This window comes from Streptomyces sp. NPDC005181 (assembly GCF_040608395.1).
Classification (GTDB): domain Bacteria; phylum Actinomycetota; class Actinomycetes; order Streptomycetales; family Streptomycetaceae; genus Streptomyces.
Window position 1 is genome coordinate 1 of record NZ_JBEXID010000115.1, and the last position, 15,788, is coordinate 15,788.

Consider the following 15,788-nt stretch of genomic DNA (forward strand, 5'->3'; position numbering starts at 1 on the left):
TCGTCATCGGTCAACGCCAGCTCGGCCATCGGCCGCCCCATCTTCGCCATGAAGACAGTCTACTTACTCAACGAATCTACGACGCAGGACACTAGCTTCGCGGTGAAGTGCCCGAGTCCACGGTGGAGCGGAGGGCGTCCGGCGAGGAGGCCCGCATGCAGCGCAAAGCCTCGACCGGCAGCTGTTCGGTGACAGCCAGAGCTCTGCAGGTGCTGGAAGCCTTCGCTCCGGATCGGCCCGTGCTGCGACTCGCCCAGATCTCCCGCCGCACCGGGCCGACGCCGGTGGACTCGAATTGCCCGCCGACGTAAGGACCCGGACCGCGTCGCGGCCCGCACGGCCGGCGCTGCGCCGAGGAGCCCGGACCGGTCGCCGAGCTCGCACGGCGCATCGGGGGCCGGCCCGGGTGCGGGGGAGCGCTTGGCGTAGGTGTTTCACGCCGCAGCGGGTGGCAGGACGTGGTGAGCCATCTGTGGGGCGGAGTGCCGCCGGCTCGCCGGCGGTCAGGGTGATGTCCGCACCTACGACGTTTTCCTAGAGGTACCGCACCCAGCAGGTCCGGCGGGACCGCCCCTGGTCTGCCCGACCGCTGTGCCGATGCCGAATCACCCGCGGTGGCGGCGTCCATCTGCCAAAACAACGGCCCTGTCACGCTGATGGGGATGGCCGCCGCAGGGCTGCCGTGGTACGCGATCGTCTGTCTGCCGCTGCTGTTCGCCGCCGGGGAGTACTCGGCGGCTGCGGGTGCCGAAAACCTCATCTGTGGCTTGTGATCCGCGTGCGCTCAACTCGTATCGGCGGACGACCCCGGACTCCCCGACGCCGAGAGGAATCCGAACCCGGCGCCGTGCAGTCTCAACAGGCAAAACACCGCACCAAATCTGAGAACCTAGGGACGGACCGTACCGGTACCGGCCGACAGCACACGCCGAACGCATCATGACTCAGGCATCCGGGATGGGCACGTCCAGCGAGACTGTCTTGCCCCGGCCGTTCGGCGAGCTGTTCCACAGCCCGGCCAGGGCCTCCACGATGAGGAGACCCCGGCCGTGCTCGGCCTCCGCGTTCTCCTCCTCGGAGAGCGCCAGGGGTGAAGGGACGGGCGGGTTGCTGTCGGAGTCCCGCACCTCCAGCCGGACACGATCAGCGAACGCACGCAGACGGATGTCGACGTCGCTGCCCGCGTGGATGAGCGCATTGGTCACGATCTCGGAGACGATGAGTTGAAGGGCGTTCGACATTTCCGCCAGCCCCCATGAGCGCAACCGGTCGTCCACGAAGCTGCGGGCCGCCTTGACCCCGTGCAGGTCGCGACGCTGGATGTGCAGGCTCCCCGTCCGCGTCACACCCTTGCCTGCGGCACCCTCGTAGCGGGCGAAGAGCAGCACTGCGTCGTCGCGGCGCTGGTGGGGGCTCGACACCTCGGCGATGAGGTGGTCGGCCAACTGCTCGAGATCGGATCCGGCCTCCCTGCTGCTGGAGCCGAGCAGCGCTCTTGCGCCGGATCCCGGGTCCGTCGCGTTCCAGTCGACCAGACCGTTCGAATACAGCATCAGGACGGACCCGGGCTCAAGGGTGTGCTCACACCCCCGGTACGCATCCGGCATCACGACACCCAGGGGCACGTTGGCGGGTGCCTCCAGAGAGCCGATGCTCCCGTCGGGCCGTTGCACCAGCGGCTCGGGATGGCCGGCCAAGGCCACCTCGGCCATGCCGTCTGCTGTGTCCAGGGCGACGACACAGCACGTCACCAGCAGTTCCGTACCCAGTTCGGCAAGCAGCCTGCCGGTCCGGTCGATCACCGCGGCGGGGCGGTGGCCTTCGGTTGCGTAGGCCACCACCGCAGTGCGCACCTGGCCCATGACGGCGGCGCTCTCCATGGCGTGGCCTTCCACGTCGCCGACGATCAGCGCCACCCTCTCACCCGGCAGTTTGATCACGTCGTACCAGTCACCGCCCACCTGGGAAGTGACCGTGGCGGGCCGATACCGCGCTGTGGTGGTCAGCCGGGGCAGTTCGGAGAGCGTGGTGGGGAGGAGCCGTCTTTGGAGGTATTCGGCGGCTTCGTGCTGCTTCGTGCTCAGTTGGACGCGCTCCACTGCCGCACCCAGCGTTCCTGCCATCATGCTCAGGACGGCCCTCTCCTCGGGCGGGAAGCCGCGGGGCCCTTTGAACGACAGGCAGCAGACGCCGATGACATTCCGGCTCCCGATGAGAGGAAGGTCGATGACGTGCCTGCTTCCGATGAGAGGAAGGTACGCCTCGGCTTCCGACTCGCTACCGGGCCAGTCGGAGTCGGCGGCCGACGGCCGGCACCCGGAGATGAACAACGGACGCCCTCGGACCGCCTCCGCCGCCGGCGTCCGGGCGTCCAGCCTGGCGCCATGAAGGTTCCGGACCATGCCGGAGGAGGCCCCGCTCTGTCCGAGGACCCACAGGCGGCCCTCGCCGGCCGAGGCCAGCACCAGGGCCTGGGCGCGGAACGGGGACATGACGCAGTGCCGGGCTGCCCCGACGATGTGGTCCATCGTCGTGGCCTGGTTCAGCATGTCCGCGAGACGCCGCAGCGGATACATCAGGCTGGCGCCCGCGGAGCCGGGGACACCGGACATCCCCCAGCCCGGCGTGCAGACACTCGTATCCGGATTGAATATCGGTACGAGCATCGGCATGTGTCCTGGCGTGATCGCAGCGCCACTCCCGGCGAGCTCGGCGAGGGCCATGGCCAGCTCGGCACCGATCTCCTTCAATCCTGTGCAGTCCGCCGCCTCGCAGTCGCCCTGGGTCTCCAGCCGAAGGACGGTGATGGCGCCGAAGCGGTGGTGCGCGGTGATGACCGGAGCCGAAATGGCGACGTACGGATAGGGCAGTACGTGCTGCTGATCCACTTCGGCCGGGTCGGGATCGACCAGGACGGTGGCTCTGCCCGACGCCAGGGCCCGTGCGGAGGCGTAGGGCGCGTCCAGGTCCATCCGCCCGGGAAGCGTGAAGAGGGAAGGTGGGCCGCCCCCGATCATCGCGGCTCTGAGTTCGGTGCGGTCCCCGTCCAGCAGGTAGACCGCTGCCGCCACGACATCCAGTCGGTACATGGCCTCGCGGAGGGCGCAGTGCAGGACCGCCGCGAGATCTGTGCCCCGGATCCGTGTGGACCCGCCTCTGCGGCGGTGTTCTCCGACTGTGCTGCTGCTCGTCACAGAACGGCTCCCTCTACCGCGAGTATAAGTTTCAGCGCCGACCTGCCGTTCGGCGGCAGGCAGGCCCACATCCCGGCACACCGCTCAATGCGGCTTGATCCCGGCCCTCTCGCAGCCGAACCCGCTGTTAATGGACAATGCAAGCATAGATCCATTAGGTAGGTCCTGCAAAGACTCACATGCGCTCGTTCAACTTTGTTTCACTGCGGGTTGGCTCCCGGTTCCTCTCGGAGAGGCTAATGGGTATATTTGCTTCGTGAGCATTCGAGTGGGTATAGATGAGCTACAGGAAGCGGGGTTCCCCATGGGGGGCGAGCCGCTCGTAGTGCTGGACCTGGCCGACACGCTGATGACGGTCACCGAACCGGCCACAGACCTCATCGGTACCCCGGAGGCCTCCGCGACCTGGTGGGCTCTGCAGTCCGGAAGCCTGCCGCCCGGGCCTGTTCCCGACACCGCGGCCATGCGCCGACTGCGCGCGGCGATCCGGGACGTCCTGGACGCTCATCTTGAGGGCCGCGAAGCGCGGCCCCATTCGCTGGACGACATCAACGCCGCCGCGGCCGCGGCTCCCGTGAGCCCTCGGCTGGTCATGACGGCCAGCGGCATCCGCAGCGAGGAACGCTGGCACACCGAGCACGGCGGGAGCGCGACTTTGGCCGCCATCGCCGCAGAGGCCATCGGGCTGCTCGCCACCCCCGAACGACTCCGTCTCCTGCGCCGCTGTGCCAACCCGGCCTGCTCGATGCTCTTCCTCGCCGAGAACAAGCGGCGCAAGTGGTGCACCAGCAACATCTGCGGCAACCGCGCGCGGGTCGCCCGCCACTACGAACGAACGCACACCGACCGAGCCGGCGGCACCTGACACGCGGGCCGGCCGCAAGGCGCACGGCAGGCACGGACGGACAGACAGGAGCGAGGATGAGCAGGGTGGGATTCCACGAAGGTGAACGCGACGTCCAGCACCGGGCGGGAGTCGAGGACGAGGCCGCCCGGCTCGAAAGGATGCTTCTGCCTCCGCGCCTGGACGGAGGCATCACCCGGTTTCTCGCTGACCGCACCCTCGCCGTCCTGACCGCCCGCGACGGCACGGGCCGCCTGTGGACCTCACCGTTGCAGGGGGAGGCCGGTTTCCTGGACGCACACGGCACCACCCTCACGGTCCACGCAGCCCCGCAGGATGACGATCCGCTCCAGGACATGCCTGCCGGGCAGGAAGTCGGCCTGCTCGCCATCGACTTCGCCATCCGGCGAAGGGTCCGCGTCAACGGAACCCTTACCGCAGGCGGAGGCCACGCCCTGCAGATCGACGCCGACCAGGCATTCGGGAACTGCCCCTCCTACATCCAGCAGCGGATCCTCACCCCGGCCCCGGCCGATACAGCCACAGCGAGCGGAGAAGCTGGGCTCCTCACCGCCGGGTTTGAGCGCATGATCCGGCAGGCTGACACATTCTTCCTCGGCACCACCCACCCCTCCCGGGGAACCGACACGTCACACAAGGGCGGCAACCCCGGATTCGTCCGGGTCGAGGACGGCGTGATCTGGTGGCCCGACTACGCGGGCAACAACCTCTTCAACAGCCTGGGCAACATCGCTGTCGACCCGGACGCGGCCCTGCTCTTCGTCGACTTCGGCACCGGCACCCTGGTGCAGCTCTCGGGCACGGCCGAGCTGGAATGGGTCACCCCCGGCTCCTCCGGGGACGACGGTGGAACCGGCCGCCGCGTCCGGTTCCACCCCCAGCAGATCCGCACCGGCCGGATTCCCCTGCGCGCCGGGGCCGTGAACTTCTCGCCCCACAACCCCGAACTCGCCGCATGACGGCGGCAGCCCCCGACGCGATGGCCGACACAACCAGCCACAGCGCGGGTCATGGTGTGGGGCTGCGAGCAGGTCATCGTGCGCCAGGTCCTGACCGGCGCCGCGCAGTACGTGGCGAGGCCCTTCTGCGCTCCGTATCACCCCCGACGGCACACGGCGATGCAACCCAACCGGTGCGCGGCACACGATCCCCGTCCTGAGCGCACCCACGCGCCTGCGGGCAACCAGTCGACGAAAGGAACATCATGCGTATAGCCATTGTCGGAGCTGGCGGGGTGGGCGGGTACTTCGGTACCCGGCTCGCCGTCGCCGGCAACGACGTGACCTTTGTTGCCCGGGGCCGCCACCTCGAGGCGATCCGCCGCGACGGACTCGAAATCCGCAGCCCACTGGGCGCGTTCCGGGCTCCCGCCAACTCCGCCGTGGCCAGCATTTCCGAACTGGGGCCCGTCGACCTCGTCATTGTCGCCGTCAAACTGTGGGACACCGACGACGTCGCCGCGCAGCTGCGACCGGCTGTCGACCGCGGAGCACGCGTCATTTCCCTGCAGAACGGCGTGCACAAGGACATGATCCTGCGCCGCCATCTGCCCCACGAGGCAGTCCTGGGCGGAGCCTGCTACATCTCGGCCTTCATCCAGGAACCCGGGATCATCACCCACAACGGCACCCTGCAGAAAGTGGTGTTCGGCGACTACCAACAGGAGCAGACTCCGCTTGCACGGGCGTTTCTCGCCGCATGCCACGCCGCATGCCACGCCGCAGGGATCGAGGCCGAGATCAGCAGCGACATCGAGAGACTCATCTGGGAGAAGTTCGTCTTCCTGGTCGGTCTCTCGGCCACCACGACGGCCATCCGGCAGCCCATCGGTGCCGTCCGCACCCATCCGCGCTCCCGTGTCCTGCTGCGCGATCTCATGGCCGAGGTCGTCGCCGTCGGTCAGGCTTCGGGCGTCCAACTGGACGAGAAGTTCGCCGATGACCGACTCGCGTTCTGCGACACGCTTCCAGCCGACATGACCTCGTCCATGCACAACGACCTCGAGCATGGAAACCGCCTCGAACTGCCGTGGCTCAGCGGCGGTGTGGTCGAGCTGGCCACCCGCATGGGAATCTCCGTGCCGCGCAATCAGGCCGTGGCGGACATTCTGGCTCCCTACGAACTCGGCGTGCCCGCCATGGACTGAACCCCGTGCAGCACGGGCCGACCGGAGTGGGTCCGGTGAAGGTGCCAGGCGCCGGGAGGGGACCGTCGCCCTCCCCGCCCGGCGCCTGGGGCGTGTGGGCCTCGTGTGTCCGGGGCAGGGGCAAACCGGGCATCTGTGAGAGAACGTCTCGTTTGAATGAGGGTTACTGAGGTTGAACTCGCGATGTCGTATGGGCTGACGGTCCTCGACCTGGTCTGAGGGCGGCTCGCCCGCTACGATCACGGCTCGTCACCGAGCAGCACGGGGGAGGGGCCGTGACAGAGGGGCGGAGAGTGGCGGCGGGCGCCGTCGTCGAGCTGAGATACGAGCTGAGGCAGCCGGACTGGTCCGACGCGTTCCACGCACGCGGGCGGGTACGGGGGATCAAGGGCCGGCTGCAAGGACTGCTACTGCCGGTGCTCTTCGCGGTGACGGTGTGGCTGCTCGTCGACAACGTCCTGGCGGCGGGAAGCGCCTTCCTCGGCAGCCTGCTCGGCCTCGTCGTCAGGACGGGCGTCCTGGCCGCGCGGCATGCCAAGATGTGCGCCCCGCTGGGCCCCTGGACCGTGACCGTCGGTGACTCCGACGACGCTGTGCGCTTCGCGGGCACGCACATGGAGACGCGCCGGGGCTGGCGGAGCCTCGGCGGGTACGTGGAGACCGCCGCCGGATTCGTCCTGCTGACGCCCGCGCCGTACCTGCTCGTGGTGCACTATCTGCCGAAGCGCGCCATAGGCAGGGGCGACACCGACCGGCTGCGCGGCATACTCGATCGCCACCTGCCCCGCCACGGCGGCCGTCCGCCACGGCACTGACATTCGGTAGGATCCGCAGGTCTTCGTACCGGGAGGGATCATGACCGAAGGCCGCAGCGCCGAAGGCACCAACAACAGCGCGGAAACCTCTGACGATGTCGTGGACGAGCAGAACGCGGTCCAGCTGGTGTACCGGCCCCAGTCTGCCGACACACTGACCGGCCTGCGGGTCCGCGAGCGGATCAAGCGGACCGGGCTACTGCTGCGGGGCGTGTTCGTCGCACTGTGGGTAGGGCAGTGGCTGGTCTCCGCCGTGGGCCGCGGGAGTATCGACGTGATCTCGACCGCTCTGTTCTTGTTCGTCGTCCTGGTGGTGTGGGGGTACCCGCGGCTACAGGCCGCCCACGTGCAGCGAATCATCGGATGGCAGGGCGAGTACCGCGCCACCGTGTCTCCGGCCGGGATCACCTGCCGCAGCGACCACAGCACGTTGGTCCAGAAGTGGTCCGTCTTCCAGGGCTACCGGGAGACGGCCGGCCACTTCGTCCTGCTCAGCCGAGACCCCAACATCATGTGCCTCGATGTCCTGCCCGTGCGGGGCGTGCATGAGACCGGGGACCTCGACCGGCTGCGGGCCATCCTGGACCAGCACACCACTCGCGTGTGACGCGCCGGCCGTCGCCCCCGCGGTCACCTCGGTCTTCGAGGACCGCAGCCAGACGGACAGCGGCTCGCCGTCGCCGGGCAGGTGATCGACCTGGATGCGGAGCCACGTGCCCTCGATGACGGGCTGTTCGCCGTCATGGTCGATCCCCGCCGACCGGGTGGTCGGCCGGGGGTGCATCAGGTCCCAGGCCATCGTGCGGGCGGTGCCGTACCGGTCGGTGACCTGCACCGTGACCGCGTCCGGCTCACTCCACGGTGCGGTTCTGCGACGGAACGCATGCTCATGCGGGGGCCGTCCGCCTGTCCGGCGAATGCCCAGGCGAGTGAGCGTGTACGACTCACTGTTCGAGATCAGAGGCTAAGGACGGACTCCGTCAGCAGTCAGGGCATCGGCGAGACTCACAGCGGGGCAGCCAAGCATCCCTGTCAGCACACGACGCTGGCGCCCCGTCAGAGGCGCCAAGAAGACCGCCCCGTCAGCATGGGTCCGCTCACAGAGAGCGGCTGCTTCGCGAACCTTCCCGTAGCTCAGAAGAGTCCGCGACGAATGGGGCAGGGCCATCCTCTTGGCCCCGCCGTCCGAGACGCCACGCCGCTGCACGATCCGGCCCACGACCCGTGCACCATGCGTCGTCACCTCCTGCACCGCTGAATCCATCAGCGTGGCGAAGTCCTTCTGCTTCCCGGAGAAGTAGCCAACGATCACGACATCGGCCCCCTCGACTGCCAAGGCCGGAGCCTGGTGCGTGGCCCGCACCAGCCCCACGCGACGAGCTGGACGCCGGTCGCGCCTTCGGTCCTGATGCATGTCCCACAGGCTAGATGCACTGCCGGCTGCGGCGGTACACGTTATCTCTCATCGGGCAGCCCAACACGATCGCTCTGCCGAAGCGCACTGCGAAAGGCACGGGCACGGGTCCCGACCGGATTGGCGCCGCAAGCCCGGCACCGACCGAGGTGAGGAACCCAGCTCAGACGGTGAAGAAGGGGTCCGGCTTGCCGGTCTCCGCGTAGTCCTTCAGACGGGTCATCAGCAGGCCCCAGGTCTCACTGATCATCGGGATCTCGCTCTCCCCCTCCGGGAAGCCGGAGTGGGAGAACGCCACCCGGGTCCCTTCGGGGGTATCGGTCAGGTCCCAGGTGATGGTGGTGCCGCCCCAGTGGGGCGGGAAGGTACCGACGTTCACCCACGTGATGCGGTCCTGGTCGGCCCGGTCGCGGCGGAGCTGGAAGGGCTCGGGAACACCGGGGAAGTTGAAGAACAGGACCTCGTCCTTGCGGTTGACGTCGTTGGTCCACCAGCCGGTGAGTCCGTCGTGCGTGTTGAGCGCGTCCAGCACGCGGGCCCGGCCGGCGGCGATGTCGGTCTCGTAGGTGATCTCGGTCATGACCTGCTCCTGGTGGTGCGAAGAGGATTAATTTAGCCAAGACTAAAATAAGGTTCCAGGGATTGGCAAACTGCAGCGTGGACTAAAATTCGGAGCATGGACGCGGTACAGGTCATAGCCGAGCCCCGGCGGCGCGAGATCCTGCGGCTGGTCTGGGACGACGAGCTGTCCGCGGGAGATATCGCGGCCCGCTTCGAGGTCACCTTCGGGGCCGTCTCCCAGCATCTGAAGGTGCTGCGGGACACGGGCCTGGTTACGCTGCGCAAAGACGGTACGAAGCGGTTCTACCGGGCGGACCGGGAGGCGCTCGGCCCGCTGGCCGAGTACCTCCAGAGCATGTGGAGCTCCAAGCTCGACACCTTGGCCCGGCTCGCCGAAGAGGCCGAACGGAGCGAGAACACCTCATGACGACACCCGCGACCCCCACGCACACCGTCACGCTGGAGCGCCGCATCGCGGCCCGTCCGGAGACCGTCTTCAGCTTCTTCACCGACCGCGAGAAGTGGCTGTCCTGGATGGGCGCCGACGGCGTGTTCTCCTTCGAGCCCGGCGGCTCCTATCGCACTCGTGTCACCGGCCAGAACGTCGCCTCCGGCCGCTTCATCACCGTCGATCCGCCCAAGCGGCTCGTGTTCACCTGGGGCTGGGAGGAGGGTGGTATGCCCGTGCCGGCCGGATCCACCACCGTGGCGATAACCCTGGAACCGACCGCGGAAGGCACCCTGCTCCGCCTGGTCCACAGCGGGCTCCCCTCTCCGGAGGCGTGCGCCGCGCACGCGGAGGGCTGGCAGCACTACGTCGGCCGCCTCGCTGTACGCGCCGAGGGCGGCGACCCCGGCCCGGACGCCTGGATGCAGCAGCCCGTCGGCTGACCCCACGCCGGACCCGTCGCTGCACCAGCGGACCGGACGACCGCGCCAACGGCTTGAGGTTCTCCATGAGCCGAGGCCCGTGGGGGTCAGCTCTCGAGCGCGGGCGGGCCGGCCGGTCCGGGCCGGCGAAGAAGGTGAGGTCGGCTGCCGACCCTCGCGAGGAACTCGGCGCGAGGAGCAACGACCGATGCCCGGCATGCTCGTGATGACCTTCGCGAGGTCGTGGGCGCGGAGTCGGTCCTCGACGGCGGCCGATCTGCGCGATCTTCTCGTTCAACGCCCGTACGTCTTCGGCCATGTTGGAGGCGCGGCTGTGCTGGCTTGATGCGCGGGTAGGACCGCCACCCCGGGGCGATCAGGCCCGGACGGCCACTGCACTCCGGCCTCCCGACTGGCCGCCGCACTCGCCGACCGTGTCACGCGGACAGTGGACCTGGCGACGGCGGTCCCGACATCACCTGTCCGTTCAGGCCCGTTCATGCCCGAGTCTGTTTACATCGTCGAACCATGGGCGTAACGTAACCGCGAATCCACACAGTCGGGCATGGAACGGATCCAAAACAACATGTATGCACCGGAGCGGCAGCAAGCAATCCTCCGCCTCGCCCGCGAGAGCGGCCGGGTCGATGTGCCGTCCCTGGCCGAGGAGTTCCAGGTCACTGCCGAAACCGTGCGGCGTGATCTCAAGACGCTGGATCGGGCCGGGCTGCTGCGGCGGGTCCATGGCGGCGCGATTCCGGCCGGGCGGCTCGACTTCGAGCCTGATCTCGCCGAGCGCGATGCGGTGGCCATCGATGAGAAGGAGCGCATCGCGGCCGCCGCACTTGGCGAGCTTCCCACCGACGGCAGCGTGATCATCGACGCGGGCAGCACGGCCGCCCGGCTGGCCGCGGCCATCCCGCTCGACGCCCACCTCACCGTGGTCACCCATGCGCTGCCGGTCGCCGCCCGGCTCGCCGACCACCCTGGCATCGCGCTGCATCTCGTCGGCGGCCGTGTCCGGCACCGTACCCGCGCCGCCGTCGATGCCTGGGCGTTGAACGCCTACAGCGAGATCAACGCTGATGTCGTCTTCCTCGCCACCAACGGCTTCTCACCGAAGGGAGGTCTGACCACGCCGGACCTGGCCGAGGCCGCCGTCAAGCGCGCCATGATCTCTGCCGCCCGGCGGGTCGTGCTCCTGGCCGACTCCGCCAAGTTCGGCCAGGAACACTTCGCGCGCTTCGGTGATCTCGCGCAGGTCGATCTGCTCATCACCGACACCGGACTCGGCTCGGACGACGCCCTCGCCATCGAAGGCCAGGGCACGGAAGTAGTACGCGCATGATCCTCACCGTCACCCCCAATCCCAGCCTGGACCGTACGTACGAGCTGCCCGGGCTCACCCGCGGTGCCGTGCTGCGGGCCACCTACGACCGAGTCGACCCCGGCGGCAAAGGCATCAACGTCTCGCGCGCGGTTGCGGCAGCCGGCCACCGCACGATCGCTGTCGCACCGCTCGGCGGGCCTGAGGGCGCACTGCTCGCCCGGCTCCTCGGCGAGCACGGCATCGAGTCGGCCGGAGTGCCCATCGTCGGCAGCACCCGTAGCAACGTCACACTCGTCGAACCCGATGGAACGCTGACCAAGGTCAACGCGGTAGGCCCGGAGATCACTGTGGCCGAGGCAGAGGCCCTGCTCGATGCCGTACGAACCCGGTCGGCGGCCACGGACTGGATCGTCTGCTGTGGCAGTCTGCCGCGCGGGCTGCCCCCGCAGTGGTACGCCGAGTTGGTGTCGCGGAGCCACCGTGCCGGGGCCCGGATCGCCCTTGACACCTCCGGCGCGGCGCTGACCACGGCGCTGCGGGAGCGCCCCGATGTGATCAAGCCGAACGCGCAGGAGCTCGCCGAGGCCGTCGGTCGCCCACTGGAGACGGTGGGCGACGCCGTGAAGGCGGCGGAGGAGCTCCGCGAGCGCGGCGCCCGGTCCGTTCTTGCCAGCCTCGGGGCCGACGGGCAACTGCTGGTCGACGGTACGGGAACGTACTTCGGAAGCGCCCGGGTGGACGCAGTCCGCAGCAATGTCGGAGCGGGCGACGCCTCCCTCGCGGGCTTCCTCACCGCGGGTGGAAGAGGCCCGGCTGCGCTCGCCGCGGCGGTCGCCCACGGCGCGGCGGCCGTGCAGCTTCCGGGCAGCGTTATGCCGACCCCCGCGGAACTCGACCTGTCGGCGGTCACGACGACCACCGACATCGCCCTGGATCGACCCCTGACGGAGCCGACTTCATGACTGCCGTGTATGCGCGACCCAGCCCGCACCGCCCCGAGTCCCCCGAGCCGCCCGCAGGTCGGCCCACGAGCAAGGAGCCCCGCGATGAGTGAACTGATCACCGCGGCACTGGTCGATCTCGATCTGTCTGCCGAGACGAAGTACGACGCCGCCCGGTCGCTTGCCGAGCGGATGGTCACGGAGGGCCGCGTCACCGACCTCGACGGCTTCCTCGCCGACGTCGCCGCCCGTGAGGCACAGATGCCGACCGGTCTGGACGGCGGCATCGGCATCCCGCACTGCCGCAGCGAGCATGTCACCGCGCCCACGCTCGCCTTCGGCCGCAGTGACCGGGGCATCGACTTCGGTGCGGCGGACGGTCCCGCGGATCTGATCTTCCTGATAGCGGCGCCGGCCGGGGCCGACGACGACCACCTGACCATCCTTTCTGCCCTGGCACGACGGCTGATGGACCCGGCCTTCACGAGCGCACTGCGCGCGGAGCGCGCCCCGGACGCGGCCGTGGCCCTGATCCGTGGCGAGGAGGCCGCGCCGATGGGCTCGGCTCCGGACGCCTCGCCCCCGGAGGGTGCAACAGCGGACGGGCCTGCCGCGGACAGCGCCGCACCGGCCGACGAACCCTTCCGGATCGTCGCCGTCACGTCATGTCCGACCGGCATCGCACACACTTACATGGCCGCCGAGTCGCTGGCAGCCGCGGCCCGCGCCCAAGGCGTGGTGCTCGACGTGGAGACGCAGGGCTCAGCCGGGTTCGAAAGGCTCGATCCAGGGCTCATCGCCGCTGCCGACGCGGTCATCTGGGCGCATGACGTCGAGGTGCGCGAGAAGGCGCGGTTCGACGGCAAGCCCATCGTCGACACCGGGGTCAAGGCAGGGATCAACCGACCCGCCGCGCTGATCGCCGAAGCCAAGCGGCAGGCGGAGCGCGGCAAGACCAGCACCGTCATGGGCGGCGCCACTCAGCAGGACGACGGAGCTGCGACCGGCGGTGACCACGCACACTTCGGGATCCGGTTGCGGACCTACCTGATGTCCGGCGTCAGTTACATGGTGCCGTTCGTCGCCGCAGGCGGCCTCCTCATCGCGCTGTCGTTCGCCATCGGCGGCTACGAAATCGCCAGTGCCAAGTCCGTCGCGGACCACTTCGTCTGGGGAGAGGCCGACAGCTGGGCCGCTCTGCTCAACCAGATCGGCACCGCCTCATTCGCCTTCCTGGTGCCGGTACTGGCCGGGTACATCGCGTACGGCATGGCGGACCGGCCCGCGCTCGTCCCCGGGTTCGTCGGCGGTGCCATCGCCCTCACCGTCAACGCGGGCTTCCTCGGCGGCCTCGCGGCGGGGCTGCTGGCCGGTGCGGTGGTGATGGCGATCCAACGGGTGAAGGTCCATCCCACGCTGCGCGGCATCATGCCGGTGCTGGTGATTCCCCTGATCGCCTCGGTGGTCGTCGGTTTCCTGATGTTCATCGTTGTCGGCAAGCCGATCGCCTCGCTCCAACGGGCCCTGACCGACGGCCTCAACGGGCTCTCCGGCTCGAACGCGATCATTCTCGGCATTGTCCTCGGCCTGATGATGTGCTTCGACATGGGCGGGCCGCTCAACAAGGTGGCTTACGCCTTCGCGGTCGGCGGCCTGGCCGACCCGACGCCCGGCAGCCTCAAGGTGATGGCCGCAGTGATGGCAGCCGGCATGGTGCCGCCGCTGGCCATGGCACTCGCAACCACCCTGCGCGGCAGGCTGTTCACCAAGACCGAGCGGGAGAACGGCAGGGCGGCCTGGGTCCTGGGCGCGTCCTTCATCAGCGAGGGCGCGATCCCGTTCGCGGCGGCCGACCCTCTTCGGGTGATCCCGTCGGTGATGGCCGGCGGCGCGGTGACCGGTGCGCTGTCGATGGCCTTCGGCTGCACACTGCGAGCCCCGCACGGTGGCATCTTCGTGGTACCACTCATCGGCGATCCGTTCCTCTACCTGCTGGCCATCGCCGCCGGTACGGCGGTCGCGACCGCCCTGGTTGTCCTGCTCAAGGGGATGCGCCGGACCGCGGAGGCGCCGGCGCCGGCCCCGGCGACCGAAGAGCCCAAGATCTCCGTCGCCGCCTGACGGTCTGCCCCGTAACTCCGTTCCCTCACTACCACACAGGAGAGTTCACCATGCATCAGCGCACTGTCGCCGTGGGTTCCCGCAGCGGTCTGCACGCCCGTCCGGCCTCGTTGCTCGTCCAGGCAGCGACTCGGCAGCCGGTCAAGGTGACTATCAGCCGGGACGGCCAGGGCGCGGTCGACGCCCGGAGTCTGCTCTCCGTGCTCGCCCTCGCGGCCCAGTACGGCGACTCAGTGGTGCTGGCCGCGGAGGGCGACGGCGCGGAGGCCGCGGTCGAGGAGTTGGCCACGCTCCTCGCCCGCGACCTTGATGCCACGCCGTGAGGTCAGCGGCCCCCGCCGTCCACCGAGCGCGCAAGGGCTCAGGGGACGGCGGGCGTTGCCGTGCAGTGTTTCAGTCGCCGGGTCGTACGCCGGCCACCGCGGCGATGTCGCCTCAGCCGTCCACCAATGGCTTGCCGAAAACGGGCGCATTCGCCCCGACGCCCGCAAGGGGCGGGGCGCATCGGAGTGTCTCCGCAGGTCAGGCGACTCCAAGTGGTTCTGGTTCGAAGGGAAGCCACGGCAGCGTCCCGTTCCCACTGAAACGCGCACCATGAGTGCATGGGTCTAGTAGTGCTTGGTCAGGATGACTTTCTGACTACGCACTCGGCTGTCACGTCCTCGCTCAACAGAGCGTGATCGGTGGTGGGGCCCGTTCCTGCGAGGACCTTGTTCAGCCAGTCCGCCGCAACGGTACGGAGGTTGGTCAGCGGTAGGTACACCGAGGTGAGCGGGGGGACAACGAACTCGCCCTCGGCGAAGTTGTCGGCGCCGACTACGGCAAGGTCGAGGGGAGCGGACCAGCCCAGGTCTGCCATAGCGCCCAGGACCGCGATGCCCATGTGGTCGTCTGCAGTTGCCAGGCCTGCGGTGCCACGCAAGGAATCGAGCGACGACAGAGCGTCGGCGATGGCACCACGGTCCATCGGCAAGGACAGCACCAGGGGTGCGCGCAGGCCCTGGAGCGTGCACTCCTCCTGGGCGCCGCGAAGACGCGCCCGTGCGATCGGCAGCCGGGGGATTCGTCCGGGAGCACATAGACGATTTTCGTGCGCTTACGCTCGGCCAGGTGTCGGATCTGGGTTCGGCCGATGGCTGCTTCCCCGGGCCGCTTGGGTTCGAAGTTGTCGTCCTCCGCAGTGTTGAGCCCGATGACGTGCCGAGTGCCGGCGTCGAGCAGACGCCGCCGCACGGCGGCGGAGGTGAAGGGAAGGGAAGGGCCGCGACGGCGAACGGCTGCAACGTCTGTACGACGTCGATGAGTTCGTCCTCCGAGCCCCCGCCCAACCCCTTTTCCTGCGACCACCTATGGTTCCGACGCCCCCGAAGACGCTGTGGGACGAGTTCGACGAACTCGTGGCTGCCGCGCACCGGACGCCCGTTTGAGGCGCTCATCTAGTGTCCTGCGTCGTAGATTCGTTGAGTAAGTAGACTGTCTTCATGGCGAAGATGGGGCGGCCGATGGCCGAGCTGGCGTTGACCGATGACGA

15 protein-coding genes are annotated in these 15,788 nt (G+C 69.0%); 12 read left to right on the forward strand and 3 right to left on the reverse strand.

Annotation, left to right across the window (positions count from 1 at the left end):
* Positions 1 to 155 precede the first annotated feature (155 nt).
* A complete protein-coding gene (locus tag ABZV38_RS35780) occupies positions 156 to 311 on the forward strand; it encodes a helix-turn-helix domain-containing protein (RefSeq protein WP_356332619.1) in 156 nt (51 codons plus the stop codon).
* 633 nt (positions 312 to 944) lie between these two features.
* Here the strand turns inward: ABZV38_RS35780 and ABZV38_RS35785 are convergent.
* Positions 945 to 3,194 (reverse strand): SpoIIE family protein phosphatase, encoded by a 2,250-nt coding sequence (locus ABZV38_RS35785; RefSeq protein ID WP_356332620.1) that lies wholly within the window; start codon positions 3,192 to 3,194, stop codon positions 945 to 947.
* 304 nt (positions 3,195 to 3,498) lie between these two features.
* Between ABZV38_RS35785 and ABZV38_RS35790 the strand changes: the two genes are divergently transcribed.
* The 5 genes from ABZV38_RS35790 to ABZV38_RS35810 all read left to right on the forward strand — a co-directional run bounded on the left by ABZV38_RS35790 (position 3,499) and on the right by ABZV38_RS35810 (position 7,627).
* Positions 3,499 to 4,059, forward strand: a complete 561-nt coding sequence (locus tag ABZV38_RS35790) for an ABATE domain-containing protein (protein WP_356332621.1) — start codon at positions 3,499 to 3,501, stop codon at positions 4,057 to 4,059.
* Between the two features lie 56 nt (positions 4,060 to 4,115).
* Positions 4,116 to 5,018, forward strand: a complete 903-nt coding sequence (locus tag ABZV38_RS35795; protein ID WP_356332622.1) for a pyridoxamine 5'-phosphate oxidase family protein — start codon at positions 4,116 to 4,118, stop codon at positions 5,016 to 5,018.
* A 245-nt stretch (positions 5,019 to 5,263) separates the two neighbouring features.
* A complete protein-coding gene (locus tag ABZV38_RS35800) occupies positions 5,264 to 6,205 on the forward strand; it encodes a 2-dehydropantoate 2-reductase (protein ID WP_356332623.1) in 942 nt (313 codons plus the stop codon).
* A 275-nt stretch (positions 6,206 to 6,480) separates the two neighbouring features.
* Positions 6,481 to 7,020, forward strand: a complete 540-nt coding sequence (locus ABZV38_RS35805; RefSeq protein ID WP_356332624.1) for a hypothetical protein — start codon at positions 6,481 to 6,483, stop codon at positions 7,018 to 7,020.
* A gap of 40 nt (positions 7,021 to 7,060) precedes the next feature.
* Positions 7,061 to 7,627: a YcxB family protein gene (locus ABZV38_RS35810; protein ID WP_356332625.1), complete on the forward strand. Its 567-nt coding sequence runs from the start codon at positions 7,061 to 7,063 to the stop codon at positions 7,625 to 7,627.
* A 970-nt stretch (positions 7,628 to 8,597) separates the two neighbouring features.
* Here ABZV38_RS35810 and ABZV38_RS35815 read toward each other — a convergent pair.
* On the reverse strand, positions 8,598 to 9,014 hold the full coding sequence (locus tag ABZV38_RS35815; RefSeq protein WP_356332626.1) for an SRPBCC domain-containing protein: 417 nt from the start codon (positions 9,012 to 9,014) through the stop codon (positions 8,598 to 8,600).
* 96 nt (positions 9,015 to 9,110) lie between these two features.
* Between ABZV38_RS35815 and ABZV38_RS35820 the strand changes: the two genes are divergently transcribed.
* The 6 genes from ABZV38_RS35820 (at position 9,111) to ABZV38_RS35845 (ending at position 14,580) form a co-directional block, all read left to right on the forward strand.
* Positions 9,111 to 9,422, forward strand: a complete 312-nt coding sequence (locus ABZV38_RS35820) for a metalloregulator ArsR/SmtB family transcription factor (RefSeq protein WP_356332627.1) — start codon at positions 9,111 to 9,113, stop codon at positions 9,420 to 9,422.
* Positions 9,419 to 9,886 (forward strand): SRPBCC domain-containing protein, encoded by a 468-nt coding sequence (locus tag ABZV38_RS35825; protein ID WP_356332628.1) that lies wholly within the window; start codon positions 9,419 to 9,421, stop codon positions 9,884 to 9,886. The genes ABZV38_RS35820 and ABZV38_RS35825 overlap by 4 nt, the downstream gene beginning before the upstream one ends.
* 565 nt (positions 9,887 to 10,451) lie before the next feature.
* Positions 10,452 to 11,213, forward strand: a complete 762-nt coding sequence (locus ABZV38_RS35830; protein WP_356332632.1) for a DeoR/GlpR family DNA-binding transcription regulator — start codon at positions 10,452 to 10,454, stop codon at positions 11,211 to 11,213.
* Positions 11,210 to 12,157 carry a 1-phosphofructokinase gene (pfkB, locus tag ABZV38_RS35835; RefSeq protein WP_356332629.1) on the forward strand — a complete coding sequence of 316 codons (948 nt, stop codon included), beginning with the start codon at positions 11,210 to 11,212 and terminating at the stop codon, positions 12,155 to 12,157. The genes ABZV38_RS35830 and pfkB overlap by 4 nt, the downstream gene beginning before the upstream one ends.
* 84 nt (positions 12,158 to 12,241) lie before the next feature.
* Positions 12,242 to 14,257 (forward strand): fructose-specific PTS transporter subunit EIIC, encoded by a 2,016-nt coding sequence (locus ABZV38_RS35840; RefSeq protein WP_356332630.1) that lies wholly within the window; start codon positions 12,242 to 12,244, stop codon positions 14,255 to 14,257.
* A gap of 50 nt (positions 14,258 to 14,307) precedes the next feature.
* Positions 14,308 to 14,580 (forward strand): HPr family phosphocarrier protein, encoded by a 273-nt coding sequence (locus ABZV38_RS35845; RefSeq protein WP_356332631.1) that lies wholly within the window; start codon positions 14,308 to 14,310, stop codon positions 14,578 to 14,580.
* 299 nt (positions 14,581 to 14,879) lie between these two features.
* Here the strand turns inward: ABZV38_RS35845 and ABZV38_RS35850 are convergent, their stop codons facing one another.
* On the reverse strand, positions 14,880 to 15,320 hold the full coding sequence (locus ABZV38_RS35850; RefSeq protein WP_356332633.1) for a substrate-binding domain-containing protein: 441 nt from the start codon (positions 15,318 to 15,320) through the stop codon (positions 14,880 to 14,882).
* Positions 15,321 to 15,788 lie beyond the last annotated feature (468 nt).